At 76.6% G+C, this 16696-nt stretch carries 9 protein-coding genes; all 9 read right to left on the bottom strand.

What is annotated here, in order from left to right; translation table 11 throughout:
- Positions 1 to 104: 104 nt before the first annotated feature.
- Entirely contained in the window at positions 105 to 2990 is a 2886-nt protein-coding gene (locus ACFWP2_RS10325) for a condensation domain-containing protein (RefSeq protein ID WP_380449912.1), read from the bottom strand.
- Entirely contained in the window at positions 2987 to 4882 is a 1896-nt protein-coding gene (locus ACFWP2_RS10320; protein WP_380449910.1) for a non-ribosomal peptide synthetase, read from the bottom strand. The genes ACFWP2_RS10325 and ACFWP2_RS10320 overlap by 4 nt, the downstream gene beginning before the upstream one ends.
- 68 nt (positions 4883 to 4950) lie before the next feature.
- Positions 4951 to 6774 carry an amino acid adenylation domain-containing protein gene (locus ACFWP2_RS10315; RefSeq protein ID WP_380449909.1) on the bottom strand — a complete coding sequence of 608 codons (1824 nt, stop codon included), beginning with the start codon at positions 6772 to 6774 and terminating at the stop codon, positions 4951 to 4953.
- 35 nt (positions 6775 to 6809) lie between these two features.
- A complete protein-coding gene (locus ACFWP2_RS10310) occupies positions 6810 to 7985 on the bottom strand; it encodes an acyl-CoA dehydrogenase family protein (protein ID WP_380449907.1) in 1176 nt (391 codons plus the stop codon).
- A complete protein-coding gene (locus ACFWP2_RS10305) occupies positions 7982 to 11077 on the bottom strand; it encodes an amino acid adenylation domain-containing protein (protein WP_380449906.1) in 3096 nt (1031 codons plus the stop codon). Before ACFWP2_RS10305 ends, ACFWP2_RS10310 begins: the two co-directional genes overlap by 4 nt.
- 284 nt (positions 11078 to 11361) lie before the next feature.
- Entirely contained in the window at positions 11362 to 12684 is a 1323-nt protein-coding gene (locus tag ACFWP2_RS10300) for a non-ribosomal peptide synthetase (protein ID WP_380449904.1), read from the bottom strand.
- A 145-nt stretch (positions 12685 to 12829) separates the two neighbouring features.
- Complete coding sequence (locus ACFWP2_RS10295) at positions 12830 to 14158, bottom strand: MFS transporter (protein WP_380449903.1); 1329 nt, start codon at positions 14156 to 14158, stop codon at positions 12830 to 12832.
- A 482-nt stretch (positions 14159 to 14640) separates the two neighbouring features.
- Positions 14641 to 15759 (bottom strand): PP2C family protein-serine/threonine phosphatase, encoded by a 1119-nt coding sequence (locus tag ACFWP2_RS10290; RefSeq protein ID WP_380449902.1) that lies wholly within the window; start codon positions 15757 to 15759, stop codon positions 14641 to 14643.
- 212 nt (positions 15760 to 15971) lie between these two features.
- Positions 15972 to 16634, bottom strand: coding sequence for a maleylpyruvate isomerase family mycothiol-dependent enzyme (locus ACFWP2_RS10285; RefSeq protein WP_380449901.1), 663 nt, complete (start codon positions 16632 to 16634; stop codon positions 15972 to 15974).
- Positions 16635 to 16696: the final 62 nt, after the last annotated feature.

The following is a 16696-nucleotide window of genomic DNA, read 5'->3' as shown; positions in this document are numbered from 1 at the left end:
CGGGTGGGGGCCCGCGGCGGGCGCGGGGGCGGCGGGGGGGGGGGGGGGGGGGGGGGGGGGGGCCGCCGCCCCCCCCCCCCCCCCCCCCCCCCGCCGCCGGGGCGTCAGCGGACCATCGCCGCCAGGACGCCGCGCCAGTCCTCGCCGGGTTCGGGGGCGAGGGCGTCGGCCAGGACGTCCGCCCGGTAGTGCCAGGGCCGGCGGAGTTCCTCGTCGGCGTCCGCGGTGGCGGCGATCGGGCTGTCGGAGCCGAGCAGGCGGACCAGTTCGGCGGTGAAGTCGGCCCAGGAGAGGTGTCCGCTCACCGCGTTGACGACCCGGCCGGCGGCGGGGTGGCCCGGGGTGAGGCAGGCGGTGAGGGCGCGGGCCAGGGCGGCGGCGTGCACCCAGGAGGCCCCGTGCCACTCCTGCGAGTCCGGCAGGCCGATCGGCCGGCCGGCCAGGGCGGCCTGGTAGAGCGGGCCGGTGGCACCCCAGCGGAGCTGGTCGCGCAGGCGGTGGTGCGGGCCCCAGACGATCGGGGCGCGGACGGCGATGGCCTGGCCGCGGCCGGCGGCGGCCTCGAAGAGGATCCGCTCGCAGTCCAGTTTGGCCTGCCCGTACGGGGTGACGGACGCTCCGCTGGGGCTGCCCTCGGGGACCTCGGTACCCGCCGGACGGCCGTACGCGTCGATGCTGCTGACGAAGACGAACGGGCCGCCCCGCCAGCCGTCGACCAGGGCGCGCATCGCGGCGAGGTCGGTGGCGTGGTCGGTGAAGGTGCAGGCGCAGTGGATGACGGCGTCGACGCCGTCGACGGCCCGGCGCAGGCTGTCGAGGTCGCCGAGGTCGCCTTCCGCCACCTCGGCGCCGTTCAGCGCGGGCAGGTGCGCGGACTCCGGCCGGACCAGCACCCGGACCGGCCGGCCCTGGGCGATCAGTTCCTGGAGCACGGCCGCGCCGACCCCGCCGGTGGCGCCGGTGAGCAGGACGGTGCCGGTGCGGGCGCCGGTGGTCCGCGCTCGGGCCGCGGCGTCCTGCGGCCGGCCGCCGGCCTGGGCGAGGGCGGCGCGGCGCTCCTCCGCGCGGGTGGCGAGCAGGGCGGCGAGGGCGCGCGGGGTGCGCTGCTCCAGGATGTCGAGGCCGGTGAGCGGCAGCCCGGTGCGGGTGCGCAGGCGTTCGGCGAGCTGGACGGCGACCAGGGAGTGGCCGCCGAGGGCGAAGAAGTCGCCGTCGGCGGGCGGGGTCGCGCCGAGGAGTTCACCGTAGGCCTGCCGCACGACGTCCAACGGGCCTTCCGCCGACGGGTCTTCCGCCAGCGGGCCTTGGGCGCGCGGGGTGGCGCCGGGCAGCCGGTCGCGGTCCAGGGTGCCGTCGGGGTGCCGGGGCAGTCGGTCCACCAGGGTGACGGCGAGCGGCAGTTCGGCGGCCGGAAGGAGCCCGCGCAGGGCGGCCCGCAGGGCGCTGCCGCTCGGCGTGACCGGCCCGCGCACCACCGCGTAGGCGAGCGGCGGGCCGTCGGGGGTCTCGACCACGGCCGCCTCGGCCACCGCCGGGTCGGCCGACAGGGCCGCCACCACCGGGTGTTCGGCGGCGGCCAGCCGCTCGCCGGGCAGTGCGGACAGCGGCAGGTCCGGGTCGCCGGCCACGGCGGTGAGCACCGCGGCGAAGGCGTCGGCGAGCCGGGCGGCGACGGTCCCGTCCACCGCGTCCCGGTCGTGCTGGACCAGCACGCGCGGCCGCGGGCCGTCCTCCACGAGCAGGGCGAGACCGAACTTGGCCAGCCCCAGGTCGAGTTCGACGTTCTCGGCTTCGAGGCCCGGCAGCGCCAGCGGTTCGACGGCCTGGACCAGGTCGCAGCTGACCGAGAGCAGCGGCGTGCCGTCCGCGCCGCGCGAGGCCGCGCCGAGCCGTTCGACCACGAGGTCGAACGGCACCTCGTGGTGCCGCTGGGCGTCGAGCAGGGCGGTCCGGACCAGACCGAGCAACTCGGCGAACGACGGGTCTCCGGACGGATTCGCCCGCACGGCGAGGGTGTTGACCGCGAGGCCGACGGTCCGGCGGAACTCGGGCCGGGCGCGGTGGCCGCTCGCGCAGCCGAGGACCAGGTCGTCCTGCCCGGAGGCGGTGCGCAGCGCCGCGAACGCGGCGGCCAGCACGACGGTGAACAGCGTGGCGCCGTGCCGCCCGCCGAGGCCGCGCAGCCCCACCACGACGGCCGGGTCCAGCGGGGCCGCGTGCAGGGCGGCGCGGCGCTCGCGGGCGCCGGGCGGCACGGGCCGCAGCAGTGACAGCGGCCGGGCCCCGGACAGGCCGGCCGCGAGGGTGTCGGCGGCGGAGGTCAGTTCGGCCTCCCGGGCGCGCTCCTGGCGGGCGTAGTCGGCGTACGAGGGGGCCGGTGGCGGGAGTTGGCTCGGTACGCCGTCCCGCGCGGCGCGGTACAGCGCCCCGAGTTCGGACGCGAGGAAGGGCAGTGAGCCGCCGTCCACCGCGATGTGATGGATCGTCAGAAGCAGCGTGTGGTCCTCGGGCCCGTGCCGCAGCAGCACGGCGCGCAGCACCGGTCCGGTGACGAGGTCGAACGGACGGGCGGCCTCGGCGGCGAGCTGCTCCGGGCCGGTGGCGTCCAGGACCGGCAGCGGCACCGGGACGACCGGGTCGATCCGCTGGTACGGCTCCTCGCCCCGGCGCGGGTAGCGGGTGCGCAGGACGGCGTGCCGCTCGGTCAGGCCGGTGAGCGCGGCGGCGAGGGCCGCGTGGTCGAGCGGGCCGCGCAGCCGGGTGGCGAGCGGCACGTTGTAGAGGGCGCCGCCCTGGCCGAGGTGGTCCATCAGCCACATCCGCTGCTGGGCGTGCGAGAGCGGGGCGGGACCGGTGGGCTCGGCCGAGCGGTCCTCCGGTGCGGGCGTGACGGCGGCGGTGGCGGTGGCGGTGCCGGCGGTAACGGCGGCGCCGGCGGCGCGGCGGTTGCGGGCGCGGCGCAGCAGGTCGGTCTGGTCGACGGTGCTCATCGGTCGGCTCCGGGGGTGTCGTCGGCGGCCCGCAGGGCGCGCTCCAGCAGCTCGGCCTGGGCGGCGACGGTCGGGTGGTCGAGGAAGTCGGCGAGCGACAGCTCGACCCCGAGGTCCTCGCGCAGGTCGTCCACCACCCACATGGCGAGCAGCGAGTGGCCGCCCTCGGCGAGGAAGTCGGCGGACGGGTCGGTGATCGGGCGTTCCAGGGCGCGGCTCCACGCCTCGGCGACGACCTGCTCGATCGGGCCGAGTCCGGCGTCGGCGGTCGGCGGCGTCTCGGCCTGCCCGCCGGTGGACGGCCGTGCCTCGGCCGGGTCGTCGGCGGCCAGCGCCCGCCGGTCCACCTTTCCGCTGCCGGTCAGCGGCAGCGCGGCCAGCACGGTCCAGGCGGTGGGCACCAGGTGGGCGGGCAGCCGCTCGGCCAGCCGGGCCCGCAGCGTCTCGACGGCCGGGCGGGCGCCCTCGGCGAACACCAGGCAGGCGGTGAGCGCGGCGTCGGCCTGCCCGGCCCGGCGGACCACGACCGCCGCCTCGGCGACCTCGGGCAGCTGGAGCAGCGCGTGCTCGACCTCGCCGGGTTCGATCCGGAAGCCGCGCACCTTGACCTGGTCGTCGGTGCGCCCGTGGTACTCCAGGGAGCCGTCGGGCAGTCGGGCGACCCGGTCGCCGCTGCGGTAGGCACGTCCGATGCCGGGCAGTTCGCGGAAGCGCTCGGCGGTCAGCTCCGGCCGGTCGAGGTAGCCGAGGGCCAGCCGGTCGCCGGCGATCCACAGTTCGCCGACGGTGCCCGGCGCCACCGGCGCGAGCCGCTCGTCCAGGACGTGGGCCCGGGCGCCGCCGAAGGTCCGGCCGATCGGGACGGAGCCGGCGCAGTCGGCCCGGGTGACCGGGTGCAGGGTGGTGAAGGTGGTGGCCTCGGTCGGCCCGTACACGTTGACCAGTTCGAGCCACGGGAAGGCCCGCAGCACGGCGCCCGCGTACTCGGAGGAGATCGCCTCGCCGCCGACGAGCAGGGTGCGCAGCACGCCGAAGAGCCGGGACCGCCGGGCGGCGAGGTGGTGGAAGAGCGCGGTGGTGAGGAAGAGCGTGGTGACGCCGAAGCTCTCGACGTCGCGGACCAGGTCCTCGGCGCTGGGCCGCTCGCTCGGGGAGACGGCCACGGCGGCGCCGCGGGCGAGCGGGGCCCACAGCTCGAAGGTGGCGGCGTCGAAGGAGACGGTGGAGTGGAAGAGCACCCGGTCCCGGGGGCCGAGGACGACCGAGTCCTCGGCGGTGGCCAGGTCGGCGACGGCGCTGTGCGGGACGAGGACGCCCTTGGGGCGGCCGGTGGAGCCGGAGGTGTAGTAGAGCAGGGCGGGCGCGGCCGGGTCGGCGGCGTCGGGCGCCGTCCCGTCGGCGGCCTCGGTGCCGCGCTCGGTCAGCACCAGGGCGCGCTCCTCCGGGAGCCCGGCCTCGGCGAGCAGCCCCTTGTCGCCCAGGACGAGCCGGACGTCCGCGTCGGCGATCATCTCGGCGATCCGCGGGCGCGGGTAGGCCGGGTCGATCGGGACGACCAGGGCGCCGGCCCGCCAGGCGGCGAGCTGGGCGACGACGAACCGGGTCGAGCGGGCGCACAGCAGGGCGACGGCGCTGCCGGGGCCGATTCCCCGGGCGGCCAGGACGGCGGCCAGCCGGCCTGCCGCTTCGACGAGTTCGCGGTAGGTCAGGACGGTGGATCCGTCGGTCACGGCGAGGGCGTCGGGCCGGCGCTCGGCCTGACGGGTGATGAGGGTGGGCAGCGTGGGCAGGGCGAGGGCGGGCCGCACGAGGGGAGCCGCGGAGCTCGCCGAGGTCGCGGGGTTCTCGGTGGTCGCGGGGTGCGCGGGGCTCGCGGGAGTCCTGGTGGTCATGGGTGGTTCCCTTCCGGGCGCCCCGGCCGGGTGGGCCGGGGCGCCCTGCTGAGGAGGTTCGGGCGGGGTCAGGCGGTCGCGGCCGGTTCGGCCGCCCGCTCCTCGACCAGCCGGGCGACGGCCCGCAGGTCGGGCTGGCGCAGCACCAGGGGGGCGCGCAGCCGTACGCCGTACTCGTTCTCCAGGGCCTCCAGCAGTCTCGCCGCGGCGAGCGAATTTCCGCCCGACGCCAGGAAGTTGTCCCCCAGTCCGAGGTCGGCGCGGCCGATCAGCTCGCGGCAGAGCTTCAGCACGGTGCGCTCGACCGGGGTGCCGCCCTCGTCGGCCAGGGCCTCCTCGTCCGGCTCGGCGGCCGCCGCGTCGGCCAGCAGGGACTGGCGGTCCACCTTGCCGTTGGCGTCCAGCGGGAAGTGCTCCACCAGCCGGACGGCGGAGGGGACGGCCTGCTCGGGCAGCCACGGGCGGACGGCGTCGAGCAGAGCCGCGGGGTCGGCGCCCGCCTCGGCCCGGACGAAGGCGAGCAGTCGGGCCCCGCCGGTCGGCGCCTGTTCGGCGGCGACCACCGCCCGGTGCACCTGCGGGTCGCGCTCGAAGGCGGCCTCGACCTCGGCGGGTTCGATCCGCACACCGCTGACCTTGACCTGGTCGTCGAGGCGGCCGTGGAACTCCAGCACTCCGTCCGGCCGCATCACCACCCGGTCGCCGGTGCGGTAGACCCGGTCGGTGCCGGTCACCCCGGCGGGCGCGTCGACGAAGCGGCGGGCGGTCAGCTCGGGGTCGAGGTACCCGGCGGCCAGGCCCCGGCCGCCGATCCGCAGCTCGCCGGCCGTGCCGCGCGGCACCGGGCGGCCGTCCTCGTCGGTGACCAGGAGGACGGCGCCGTCGATCGGCAGGCCGATCGGCGGGGCGCCGGCGCCGTGGTCGCCACCGGGGGCCATGGTGTGGACGGTGGTGGTGACGGTGGCCTCGGCGGGGCCGTAGGCGTTGTGGACGGTCGCGGTGACGTCGGGCCCGGGGGCGCGGCGCAGCCGGTCGCCGCCGATCACCAGGTGGCGCAGCGCCAGCCTGGCGGGCCAGGGCCGGCCGAGGACCGGCTCGGCCAGCGGGGTGGGCAGGATGGACGCGGTGACACCGGCCTCGCGCCACCAGTCGGTGAGCGCGCCGGTGTCCCAGCGGACCGCCTCGGGGGCGACGACCAGGGCCGCGCCGGAGGTGAGGCCGGCCCACAGCTCCTGCACGTGCGGGTCGAAGGCGACGCCGATCAGCAGGCTGTGCCGCTCCCCCGGGCCGAGGCCGGTCAGTTCGCGGTACCACTGCAGCAGCGCGCCGAGCGCCGGCTCGGTGACGGCGACGGCCTTCGGGGTGCCGGTGGAGCCGGAGGTGAGCACCGCGTAGTGGGTACCGGCCGGGACGCTCACCTGCTCGCCGGAGGTCAGGGCGGCCACCACACCGGCGGTGGGCAGGTCCAGCGGGAGCCGCTCGCCGCCGGGCGGCAGCAGGTCCGGCTCGCCGACCAGGCAGGCCGGGCGCAGCTGCTCGGCGACGGCGCGCAGTCGGCGCTCGCCGGGGCGCGGGCCGAGCGGCAGGTGGACGGCGCCGAGCTTGGCGGCGGCCAGGGTGACGGCGACCAGCGAGACCGAGTGGCCGAGGCAGACCCCGAGCAGGTCGCCCGGGCCGACCTTGCCGCGCAGGGCCTCGGCCACGGAGTCGGCGAGGCGGTCGAGTTCGGCGTAGCTGTAGGTGTGCTCGCCGTCGATCAGGGCGGGGGCGTCGGGGGTGCGGTGCACCCAGGTGGTGAACAGGTCGAGCACCGCGCCGTCCTGGTGCGGACGGCCGTAGCCGATGCTCGGGGCGTCTGCGGTCAGGGCCGCGGCGTCAAGGTTTTCCATCATCATCTCCAGGATCCGGACAAGTGAGTGACGTAGCGTCAGTTCAGGCCCATGGAACGGGCGATGATCACCTTCTGGACCTCCGAGGTCCCCTCGATGATCGTGGTCATCCGGACGTAGCGGTACAGGAACTCCAGCGGGTGCCCGCGCACCCAGCCGGTGGCCCCGTGCACCTGGAGCGAGCGGTCCACCGCGCGCACGGCGGTCTCGGAGGCGGTGAGCTTGGCGAGCGCCGCGTTCTCGGGCGACTCGGTGCCCTCGTCGACCAGCCGGGCGCAGGCGAGGGTGAGCAGCTTGGAGGCCTCGACCTCGGCCCGGGTGGCGACCAGGTGCTCCTGGACGTGCTGGTACTCGCCGATCACCCGGCCGAAGGCCCGCCGGTCCTTGGCGTACTCGACGCCGATCCGCAGCGCGTGCTCGGCGATCCCGTTGCACATCGCGGCGACCACCAGGCGGCCGCGCGAGAGGCTGTCGATGGCGAGGGCGGTGGCCGCGCCGACACCCTCCTCACCGCCGATCACGGCCTCCTGGCCGACGGTGACCCCGTCCAGCAGCAGCTCGAACAGCGGCTCGCCGGACATGCCCTCGTAGCGCTGGCCGATCCGCAGCCCGGGCTGGTCCATCGGCAGCACGAAGGCGGTGGCGCCGGCCGTGGGACCGGCCCCGTCGCCGAGGTCGGTGGCGGCGACGACCAGCGCGATCCCGGCGTGCTCGGCGTTGCTGACGAAGGTCTTGCGGCCGTTCAGCACCCAGCTGTCGCCGGTGCGCATGGCGGTGGTGGTGAGGTGGAACGCGTCGGAGCCGGCGTGCGGTTCGGTGAGGGCGAGGCAGCGGGTCTGCTCGCCGCGCACCAGAGGGACGAGGTGGCGCTCGACCTGCTCGGGGGTGCCGTGCCGCAGCAGCGGGCTGGGCCCGTCGGAGCCGGCCAGCGCGTACGGGGCGAGCACGCAGCCGCTGCGCCCGGCGGCGTGGTGCAGCAGGACGACGGCGGTGAACGGCATGTCGGCGCCGCCGAGTTCCTCGGGGTAGTCGCCCGCGTAGAAGCCGAGGGCGGCGGAGCGCTTGCGGACGTAGGTCCGCAGGTCGGCCGGGACCTGGTCGGCGGTCTCGGGCAACTCGGCGGCCAGCGGGACGAGTTCGCGGCGCACGAAGCTCTCGAAGGCCTCGACGAGTTCGCGGTGGCCGGCCTCGAGGACGGCGGAGGGAGAAGTCACTTGGCACCACCGGCGGTGAGGGCGCGGGCCTGGTCGGCCAGCACGGCGTGACGGAACAGGGTGCGCAGCGGCGGGCGGCTGCCGAGGTGGGGCTCCAGGTACGCGGCGAGCTGGGCGGCGAGCAGCGAGTGGCCGCCGACCTCGAAGAAGTGCGAGTCCGCGGTGAAGCGGTCGTGGCCGAGCACCTCGCGCCAGGCGGCGGCGATCAGCCGCTGGCCGGGGTCGGTGAACTCGCTGGGCTCGCTCTCCTCCGCCTCCGGGGCATCGGCCACCAGGCGGGCGAGGGCGGCGCGGTCGGGCTTGCCACCGGGCAGGGTCGGCATCGCGGCGACGGCCGTCCAGCTCGCCGGGACGAGTCCGCCGGGCAGCCGGCGGGCGAGCGCCTCGTGCAGGGCGGCCTGGTCGGGGCGGTCGGCGCCCTCCAGGAAGCCGACCAGGCGCGGGCCGGTCTGCGGGTCGGTGTGCAGCAGCACCGCGCAGGAGCGGCCGCCGAGTTCGGCGGAGGCGGCGGCCTCGATCTCCTCCAGCTCGATCCGGTGGCCGCGCAGCTTGACCTGGTTGTCGGCGCGGCCGAGGAAGCGCAGCCGCCCGTCCAGGTCGCGGTAGCCGCGGTCGCCGGTGCGGTAGACGCGGGCGTCGCCGAGCGCGGGGACGGTGACGAAGCGGGCCGCGGTGGGCTCCGGAAGTCCCAGGTAGCCCTCGGCCAACAGGGGTCCGCCGACGGCGAGTTCGCCGACGCAGCCGGGGGCGAGCGGGCGCAGGGTGTCGTCCAGGACGTGGATGCGCACGCCGTCGAGTTCGGCGCCGAGCGGGATCTCGCCGTCCTCGGCGACGTCGGCGGCGGTGACCTCGTACACGGTGGAGGTGACGGTGGCCTCGGTGACGCCGTAGGCGTTCAGCACGGTGGTGGCCTCGGTCAGGCCGGCCAGCGCCCGGGCGGGCAGCCGCTCGCCGCCGAGCACCAGCAGGCGGGGCGCCCAGCGGCCGTCGCGCAGCGCCTCGACCAGGTCCTCGCGGACGGCGAGCAGGTAGCTGGTGGGCAGGTTGGCGACGGTGACGCCGCGGGCGGCCAGCACGGCCACCAGTTCGGGCCCGGTGGGCACCTCGCGCTGCGGGACGACGAGGGCGGCGCCGACCGCGAGGGCGGGCAGCACCTCCTCCAGGGCCACGTCGAAGGACGGCCGGGCGAACAGCAGCACCCGGTCGGTGGAGGTGAGCCGGTAGCGGTCGGCGATCGCGGCGACGTACCCGGCGAGGGCCTCGCGGCCGACCAGGACGGGCTTGGGCACTCCGGTGGAGCCGGAGGTGTGGATCACGTAGGCGGCGCCGTCCAGCACGGCGGCGGGCTCGGCCTTCGGGAAGGCGGGGCCGTCCAGCAGGGCCGGGGTGACGCCCTCGGCGGGCAGCGCCAGCGCGCTCTGCCGGGTGGCGAGGACGAGCGCCGGGCTCAGCCGCTCCAGCAGCAGCCCGAGCCGGGCGGCCGGGTCCTCGGTGGACAGCGGCGCGTACACGGCGCCGTACCGCAGGCAGGCGAGCAGGGCGACCACGCTGTCGGCGCCGCGCGGCAGCACGGTGGCCACCGGCTGACCGGGGACGACTCCGGCGGCACGCAGCCGCTCCACCAACTCGGTGACCCGGCGGTCGAGTTCGCCGTAGCTGATCCGCTCGGTGCCGGCCAGCAGGGCCAGCGCGGTCGGATCGTGGGCGGCGGCCGGGTCGAGCGCGGCCGGAGTGGCCGGGGTGACCGGGGCGTCCTGCGCGGCCTCGGGTGCGGGGGCCAGGGCGGCGATCGGCGTCTGCGGAAGGTCCAGGTAGCAGCGCAGCAGCTCCAGCAGCCGCTCGGACAGCAGCACCGCCTCGGACTCGCGGAACAGGTCGGCGTCGTAGTCCCAGACCAGGGTCATCCCGGCGGCGCCGTGCTTCTCGCCGACCACCCGGCGGTCGTCGGGCAGCAGCACCAGGTCGAGGTCGAAGCGGGTGGTGCCGGTGTTGAAGCCCTCGTACAGCGAGACCTCCAGCCCGGGCGCCTGGACGTCGGGCAGCGCCGCGTCGTGCGCGCTGAACATCACGTTGAACAGCGGGTTGTCGGCGCCGGTGGTGTGCAGTCCGAGTCGGCGGGTCAGCTCCTGGACCGGCAGGTCCTGGTACGGCAGGGCGCGCAGCAGGACGTCGGTCACCTCATCCACGGCCTCGGTGCCGGGGGCCGTCGGATCGAGCCGCAGGCGCAGCGGGACGGTGTTGACGAACATGCCGACGGTGCCCTCGAAGCCCTCCGGGCGGTTGCCGACGGCGGTGCCGACCACCAGCTCGCGGTGGCCGCTGTGCCGTCGCAGCAGCTCGGCGAACAGGGCGAGCAGGGTGCTGAACGGGGTGTGGCCGTCCGCCTTGCTGCGCTCGCGCAGCCGCTCGGCCAGGTCGGCGCCGATCGACTGGCGCAACTGGCCGCCGCGGTGGCGCCGTTCGGCACCCGGCCGGGCCAGCCCGGGCAGGGTGACCTCGCGCGGCGCGTCGGTCAGCTCCTTGCTCCAGAAGTCGAGTGCGCGGTCCCGGGGGAGGTCGGCGGCGGTGCGGGCGTGGTCCTCGTACGAGGGGGCGGTGGGCAGCTCGTACGGCTCGCCGAGGACGGTGGCGCGGTAGACGGTGAAGAGGTCGCGCAGCAGGATCGCGAAGGAGTGGCCGTCGTGGACGAGGTGGTGCTCGACGTGGATCAGCCGGTGGTGGTCGTCGCCGAGCCGGACCAGGTGCCAGCGCAGCACCGGCGCCCGCTCGGTGTCCAGCGGCTCCTCGGCCTCGGCGGCGAGCAGCCGGCGGAAGGCGGCCTCCGGGTCCGGCTCGGCGGTGAAGTCGCTGTGGCGCAGCTCCGGTTCACAGCCGTCGGCGACCCGCTGGCCGGGCAGTCCCTCCGACCTGGGCACCAACTCCAGCCGCAGGCCGGGGTGGTGGGCCAGCACGGCGGCCAGGCCGGCGTGCAGCGCGTCCCGGTCGAGGGTGCCCCAGAGGTCGAGGACGGCGGTGAAGTTGTAGGCGCGACTGCCCGGCAGCATCTGCTCGTGCAGCCAGACGATCTCCTGCGAGGGAGAGAGTGCGAACATGGTCGATTCCCTTGTGTGGTGGGCGTGTCGGCACTGCTGGGGCCGTGAGCGGGCGTGGGGTGTTCCCGCGCCGGCCGGTGGACCGGGCCGCACCGGGGTGAGGTGCGGCCCGGGGGCCCCGGAGGTCCCGTCGGGCGGCGTGTCGGACGCGCGTGGACGGGTGTGGACGGGTGTGGTGGATTCGTCGTGGCGGACTGGTCGTGGCGAATCGGTCGTGGTGGTTCGGGGCCCGCGGGTGGGGCGTGCGGGCGCGCGGTCAGGTGGACCCGGTCCGCTGAGCGCGATCAGGCCTGAGGGCCCGGGATCGGCCCGGCGTGCAGGTGGTGTCGCAGCACGGCGAGCAGTTCGCCGAAGGCGGCCCTGGCGTCGGCCTCGGGGAAGCGGTCGCGGTCCCAGGCCAGCCGGATCAGCAGGTCGTCGCCGTGCGAGGCGGAGACGGCGAGCGGCGCGGCGAGCGGGCGCCCGTCCAGGTGGACCTCCCGGCCGGGCGTGCCGCCGAGCACCAGCGGAGGACGGCGGTGCAGGTCCTCCATGGTGAGCAGGGCGTCCAGGGCGCCCGACCACGGGGCCCCGGCGGTGCGGGCTGCGCGGACCACCTCGTCGAAGGGGGTGCCGGCGTGGTCGAGGTCGTCCCACCAGGCGTCGGCGAGCGCGTCCAGGTCCGCGACCGGGCCCGAAGTCGCCGGGTGCACCAGGGTGTTGAGGAAGCAGCCGAGCGCGGCGGGTGCGTCCGCCGGCCGTCCGCCCCACGGGTAGCCGAGCGCGAGCGGCCCCCCGCCGGTCTCCGGCCGGGCGGCCCCCTCCGCCCCGTGCAGCCGATGCAGCCGGTGCAGGGCCGAGCCGACCGCGTCCAGCAGGGCCGGGAAGACGGCGCCGCGGGCGGCGCCGTCGGCGGCGGGCAGCCGCTCGGCGAGCATGCCGGTGGACGTCGCCGCGCCGCCGCCCGCCCCGGTCAGGCCGCCCAGCCGGCGGCCCCAGTGGGCCTGGGCGGCCGGGCCGCCGGCGGCGTCCTCGGCGGCGAGCTGCAGTTCGACGGCCTGCCGGTAGTCGGCCGTCGCCTGGGAGGTGGGCCCCTCCGCCGGCGGCTCGTCCTGCTCGTACGCGGCGCTCAGTTCGGCGGTCAGCACGCCGAGCGACTGCTCGTCGCAGGCGGCGTGGTCCAGTGCGAGGGCGAGCAGTTCCTCGTCCCCGTCCGGGTCCGCGGCCACCAGCAGGCGCAGCGCGGGTCCGTCGGCGGGCCAGTCCAGCAGGGCCTCGCGCAGCGCCGCGCGGGCGGTGCCGCCGGGGGCGACGGCGATCCGGGCGGCCTCGGCCGAGGGCCCGCCGGTGCGCAGCACGGGTGTGCCGCGCACGGTCGCGAATCCGCCGCACAGCGCCGGGTGGTGGGCGGCCACCGCGGCCGCGGCACGGGCCAGCCGGTCCAGGTCGAGGGTGCCGCACGGGTAGGCGAAGAACAGCGGGACGACATCGGTGCGGCTCTGCGGCGTGAGCCGGCGGGTGATCAGGAAGCGCCGCTGGGCGCCGGTCAGCGGGAGCAGCTCCACCGGGGATTCGGCGGCGGCGGAGCGGTACCGGGCGAGGTAGGCGGCGGTGATGCTGGCGTGCACGGGAACGGTCTCCGGTTTCCGGTCGCGGCTCGGGTCTGGGATCGGTCGGGGAGAGGGCCGGGCCTTGCTCGGGCCCGGTGGCGGGGGAATCGGGTGCGGGAATCGGGTGCGGGAATCGGGTGAGAGGTACCGGCGGGCGGGCCGGTCAGGACGCACCGGGGCTCACGGCGCTCTCCTCGTCGGCGGTGTCCTCGGCGCCTGCACCCGCGCCCTGCCCGGCCGCACGCTCGGGGCCCGGCAGCTCGCGCATCCGCCGCAGCGGGGAGAGCAGCAGCGGCAGCGGCACCAGCAGGAACCCGGCGGCGCAGAGCCAGAGCGCGGTGCGCGGCCCGGACGCGTCGGCGACCACACCGCCGATCAGCGCGCCGATCGGCAGGGTGCCCCACACCAGGAAGCGCATGGTGGCGTTCATCCGGCCGAGCAGTTCCGGTGGGCAGACGCTCTGCCGGAAGCTCACCTGGGCGACGTTGTAGGCCACCGCGCCGAACAGCACCACCCCGGAGGCCAGGCCGAACAGCACCACGCCCGCACCGCCGCCGGACAGCGGCCAGAGCAGCGCGAACGGCGCCGTGACCACCGTGGACAGCCAGATCAGCCTGGCCTGTCCGATCCACCGGGCGAGCTGCCCGGCGCACAGCGCGCCTGCCAGTCCGCCGATGGCGGAGACCGACAGCAGCACGCCGATCGCGCCCGGCGACAGGTCGAGCACCCGCACCCAGAACACCGTCTGCACGGCGGCCAGCACGGCGGAGAACAGGTTGGACGTGGCGGTGGCGGTCGCGATCGCCCGTAGCAGCGGGTGACCGAGCACGAACCGCACGCCCTCTCCGACCTCGGCGCGCAGGGAGCGCCCCGGCTCGGGTTCGGGCCGCGGCTCCTCGACCTTGATCCGGACGAGCAGCAGCGCGGAGGCGAGGTAGCCGCAGGCGTCGGCCACGATGGCGAGCGGCGCCCCGAGCAGCTGGACCAGCCCGCCGCCGAGGCCCGGCCCGGCGATCTGCGCCGAGGAACGGACCGTCTCCAGGGCCCCGTTGCCGCCGACCAGTTGCTCGCGCGGCAGGACGGCGGGCAGGAAGGACTGGTGGGCGACGTCGAAGAACACCGTCGCCACCCCGGTGACCAGCGCCACCACGTAGAGCTGCGGCATGGTCAGCACCCCGAAGGCGGCGGCCGGCGGGATCGACCCGACGGCCAGGCACCGCACCACGTCGGCCCGGATCAGCACCGGCAGCTTGCGCATCCGGTCCAGCCAGGCGCCCGCCGGGAGGCCGACGAGCAGGAAGGCGGCGGTTTCGGCGGCGGTCAGCAGGCCGACCTCGAACGGCGTGGCGTCGAGCACCATCACGGCCACCAACGGGAGGGCTACCAGGGTGACCTGGCTGCCCGTCTGGGCCGCCGCGGCTCCGGTCAGCAGGAGCCGGAAATCGCGGTGGCCGAGCAGACGGGCCTGGCGGGGGCTGGGCTTCTCGTTCATCGGTGCGACTCTCGGTCACCCCTTCGACACGGGGCAAGCACCAGGTTCGTTTCCGGACGGACCACAGGTCGGCCGAATCAGGTCACTCCCCCGGCCGACCCTTGCGCGCTCCTTACGGCCGCTTCCCCCGCCGCCGCGCCGCCCGCGGTGCCCGTCGGCCTTGGGGGCACGGGCCGGCGGGCACCTTGATCACCTCCGGGCCCTCCCGTCCAGATTCTTGTCCGGTATTCGGACGCCGTCTTTCCAGCCACCGGACGATGACGCTCAACTTGGCCGGATTCCATGGAGTGCAGTCCTACCGTCACCTCATCGTGATATCCGCGTGACCGCAGCGAGCCGTAGACAGGGGTGACCGGACGGATACGGGCCACCTGCGAACCCAGCCGGGTGGCCACCCGGCCGACCCCGACCGCCCGACCCTGCCGCCGACCCCGACCCCGACCATCAGCCGCCCGACCCTGCCGCCGACCCGACCCCGCCCGTCAGCCGCCCGACCCCGTCTCCGCCCGGCGGGTGATCGCCAGCACCGCCATGTCGTCGTCCCTGGGCCCGCCGGTCCACCGCTCGACATCCGCGACCAGCGCGTCCAGCACCTCACCGGGCCCGGCGAACGGCCCCAGCGGGGCCAGCCCGAGCACCGGGTCGTAGAACTCCCCCGCCGCGTCCCGCGCCTCGGTGACCCCGTCCGTCACCAGCAGCAGCGTGCACCCGGCCGGGAACGGCCGGCTCTCCGGCGCCGGACGCGCCACGCCCAGTCCGCCCATCCCCAGCGGCAGCCCCGGGTCCGCCGCGTCCAGCCGGCGCACCGGGGGCTCGGCCCCGCCCTCCGGGTAAGGGCTCAGCAGGTACGGGCCGGGGTGCCCGCAGTCGAGCGTGCGCACGGTCTCCTCCCCCGGCGGGAACTCCACCAGCAGTGCGGTGATGAACCCCTCCAGCCGCAGTTCCTCGCTCATCCGCTCGACCTCCCGCAGCAGCGAGTCCTCCAGCGCGTCCGCGAGCGCGGCCAGGTCCGGCAGCCGGTGGGAGTCCTCGCGGAAGGCGCCCAGCAGCACCGAGACCGCCCCGACCGCGTGCAGCCCCTTGCCCCGCACGTCGGCGATCAGCCCGCGCACGCCGTACGGGGTGGCCTGCAGCGCGTACGCGTCTCCGCCGATCAGCGCCTCGTCCTGGGCAGCCCGGTAACAGGCCGCGACCGACAGCCGCCCCACCCGCGCGGGCGGCTCCGGCAGCACCGCCCGCTGCGCAGCCTCGGCCACCGACCGCACCCGCGCCAGCCGCCGCCCGTGCCGGGCCACCACGCGGTTCACCCCGACCCCGAGCAGCGCCGCGAACACCGTGTTCGCCAGCTCGAGGAAGCCGGCCACGGTCCCGATCGTCCCGTCCTGGGTGGACAGCAGCACGATGCCGAGGACGTTGGCCACCCCCACCGCGACGGTGTCCCGCAGCGCCAGCAGCGCGCCCGCCAGCACGGAGGCTGCCGCCAGCAGCGGATCGCCCCAGTAGTCGGTCGGGTCCAGCGCGTTCCACACCAGCCCGCCGGCGGTCAGCAACCACGGCGCGACCCGCACGTACGGCGGCCACTGCACGGACCTCGGGGCCATCGGCGACCTGGCTTCCGTCTCACCACCATCCGGAAGGGCTTCTTCCGATCGTAGTCACGGCCCCCCGAGGCTCGCATGACGGCCGGCCCTCCGCGGACGGCGCGGGGGACGCGGACTCCCGGGCGGCGGTGATCCTTGGACCGCTCCCAGGCCGAGCCGTTGCACGCCGCACTCGTCCGGTCGCTGGACGCCGGAGCCGGTAGGGCTCCGCCTCACCCGGCGGCGGTGAACCGCCCCGCGCCGGGCCCCGCCAGCAGGCCCTCCGGCACCCGGCGCCCGTACGCCACCGCCAGCAGGTGCTCCGCCCGTCCTGCCACGGTGAGCGGACCGTGCCCGTAGGACCAGTCGGCGTCCGTCGCCACCAGCCGGACGCCGTCCAGCCGGGCCCCGAAGAAGCGCAGCGTGCGGGGTGAGACGCCGGCCAGCAGGGCCGTCGTCCGCACCACCGGCAACCGCGCGGGCAGCCCGAGCGCCACGGTGATGTCGAGGCCGTGGACGGCGTCGTGGGCGAGGGCGGCGATCCGGCCGCCGACGGGCGGGCGCCAGGGGTGGTCGGCGTGGTCGGCCATGGCGGCGGCGAGTTCGCGCTCGGTCATGGCGGCCGCGTCGCGGCGGGCGATCCGGTCGGCCATGCGGTGGATGTTGCCGCCGGAGCGGGCGAGTTCGAGGAGCGTGCGCGCCGTCGCGTACCGGAAGCCGGTGCTCATGTGCGCCGCCACCTCCCGGACCCGCCAACCCCCGCACAGCGAGGGCGAGTCCCACTGCTCCGGGGTGAGGTCGGCGAACACGTCGGCGAGTTCGCGGCGCTCGGCCGCGATCTGCTCGCGGATCCAGTGGATCTGCCCGGTGTCCTGGTTCTGCGGCACGGTTTCCATGCGTCCAGCCTGCGGCCGGAACCGCACACCCGTCCAAGACCGGGACGTTCTGCCACCTATGA

Origin of the sequence: Kitasatospora sp. NPDC058444 (assembly GCF_042721415.1) — a bacterium.
Classification (GTDB): domain Bacteria; phylum Actinomycetota; class Actinomycetes; order Streptomycetales; family Streptomycetaceae; genus Kitasatospora.
The sequence above is the reverse complement of the archived record's forward strand: the minus strand, read 5'-3'. Positions and strand labels throughout refer to the sequence as shown.

Bases quoted from the DNA above. Each gene is read 5' to 3' on its own strand.
- ACFWP2_RS10305 (WP_380449906.1), bottom strand. From the start codon at position 11,077: ATGTTCGCACTCTCTCCCTCGCAGGAGATCGTCTGGCTGCACGAGCAG.
- ACFWP2_RS10315 (WP_380449909.1), bottom strand. From the start codon at position 6,774: ATGATGGAAAACCTTGACGCCGCGGCCCTGACCGCAGACGCCCCGAGC.
- ACFWP2_RS10325 (WP_380449912.1), bottom strand. From the start codon at position 2,990: ATGAGCACCGTCGACCAGACCGACCTGCTGCGCCGCGCCCGCAACCGC.
- ACFWP2_RS10285 (WP_380449901.1), bottom strand. From the start codon at position 16,634: ATGGAAACCGTGCCGCAGAACCAGGACACCGGGCAGATCCACTGGATC.
- ACFWP2_RS10320 (WP_380449910.1), bottom strand. From the start codon at position 4,882: ATGACCACCAGGACTCCCGCGAGCCCCGCGCACCCCGCGACCACCGAG.
- ACFWP2_RS10295 (WP_380449903.1), bottom strand. From the start codon at position 14,158: ATGAACGAGAAGCCCAGCCCCCGCCAGGCCCGTCTGCTCGGCCACCGC.
- ACFWP2_RS10290 (WP_380449902.1), bottom strand. From the start codon at position 15,759: ATGGCCCCGAGGTCCGTGCAGTGGCCGCCGTACGTGCGGGTCGCGCCG.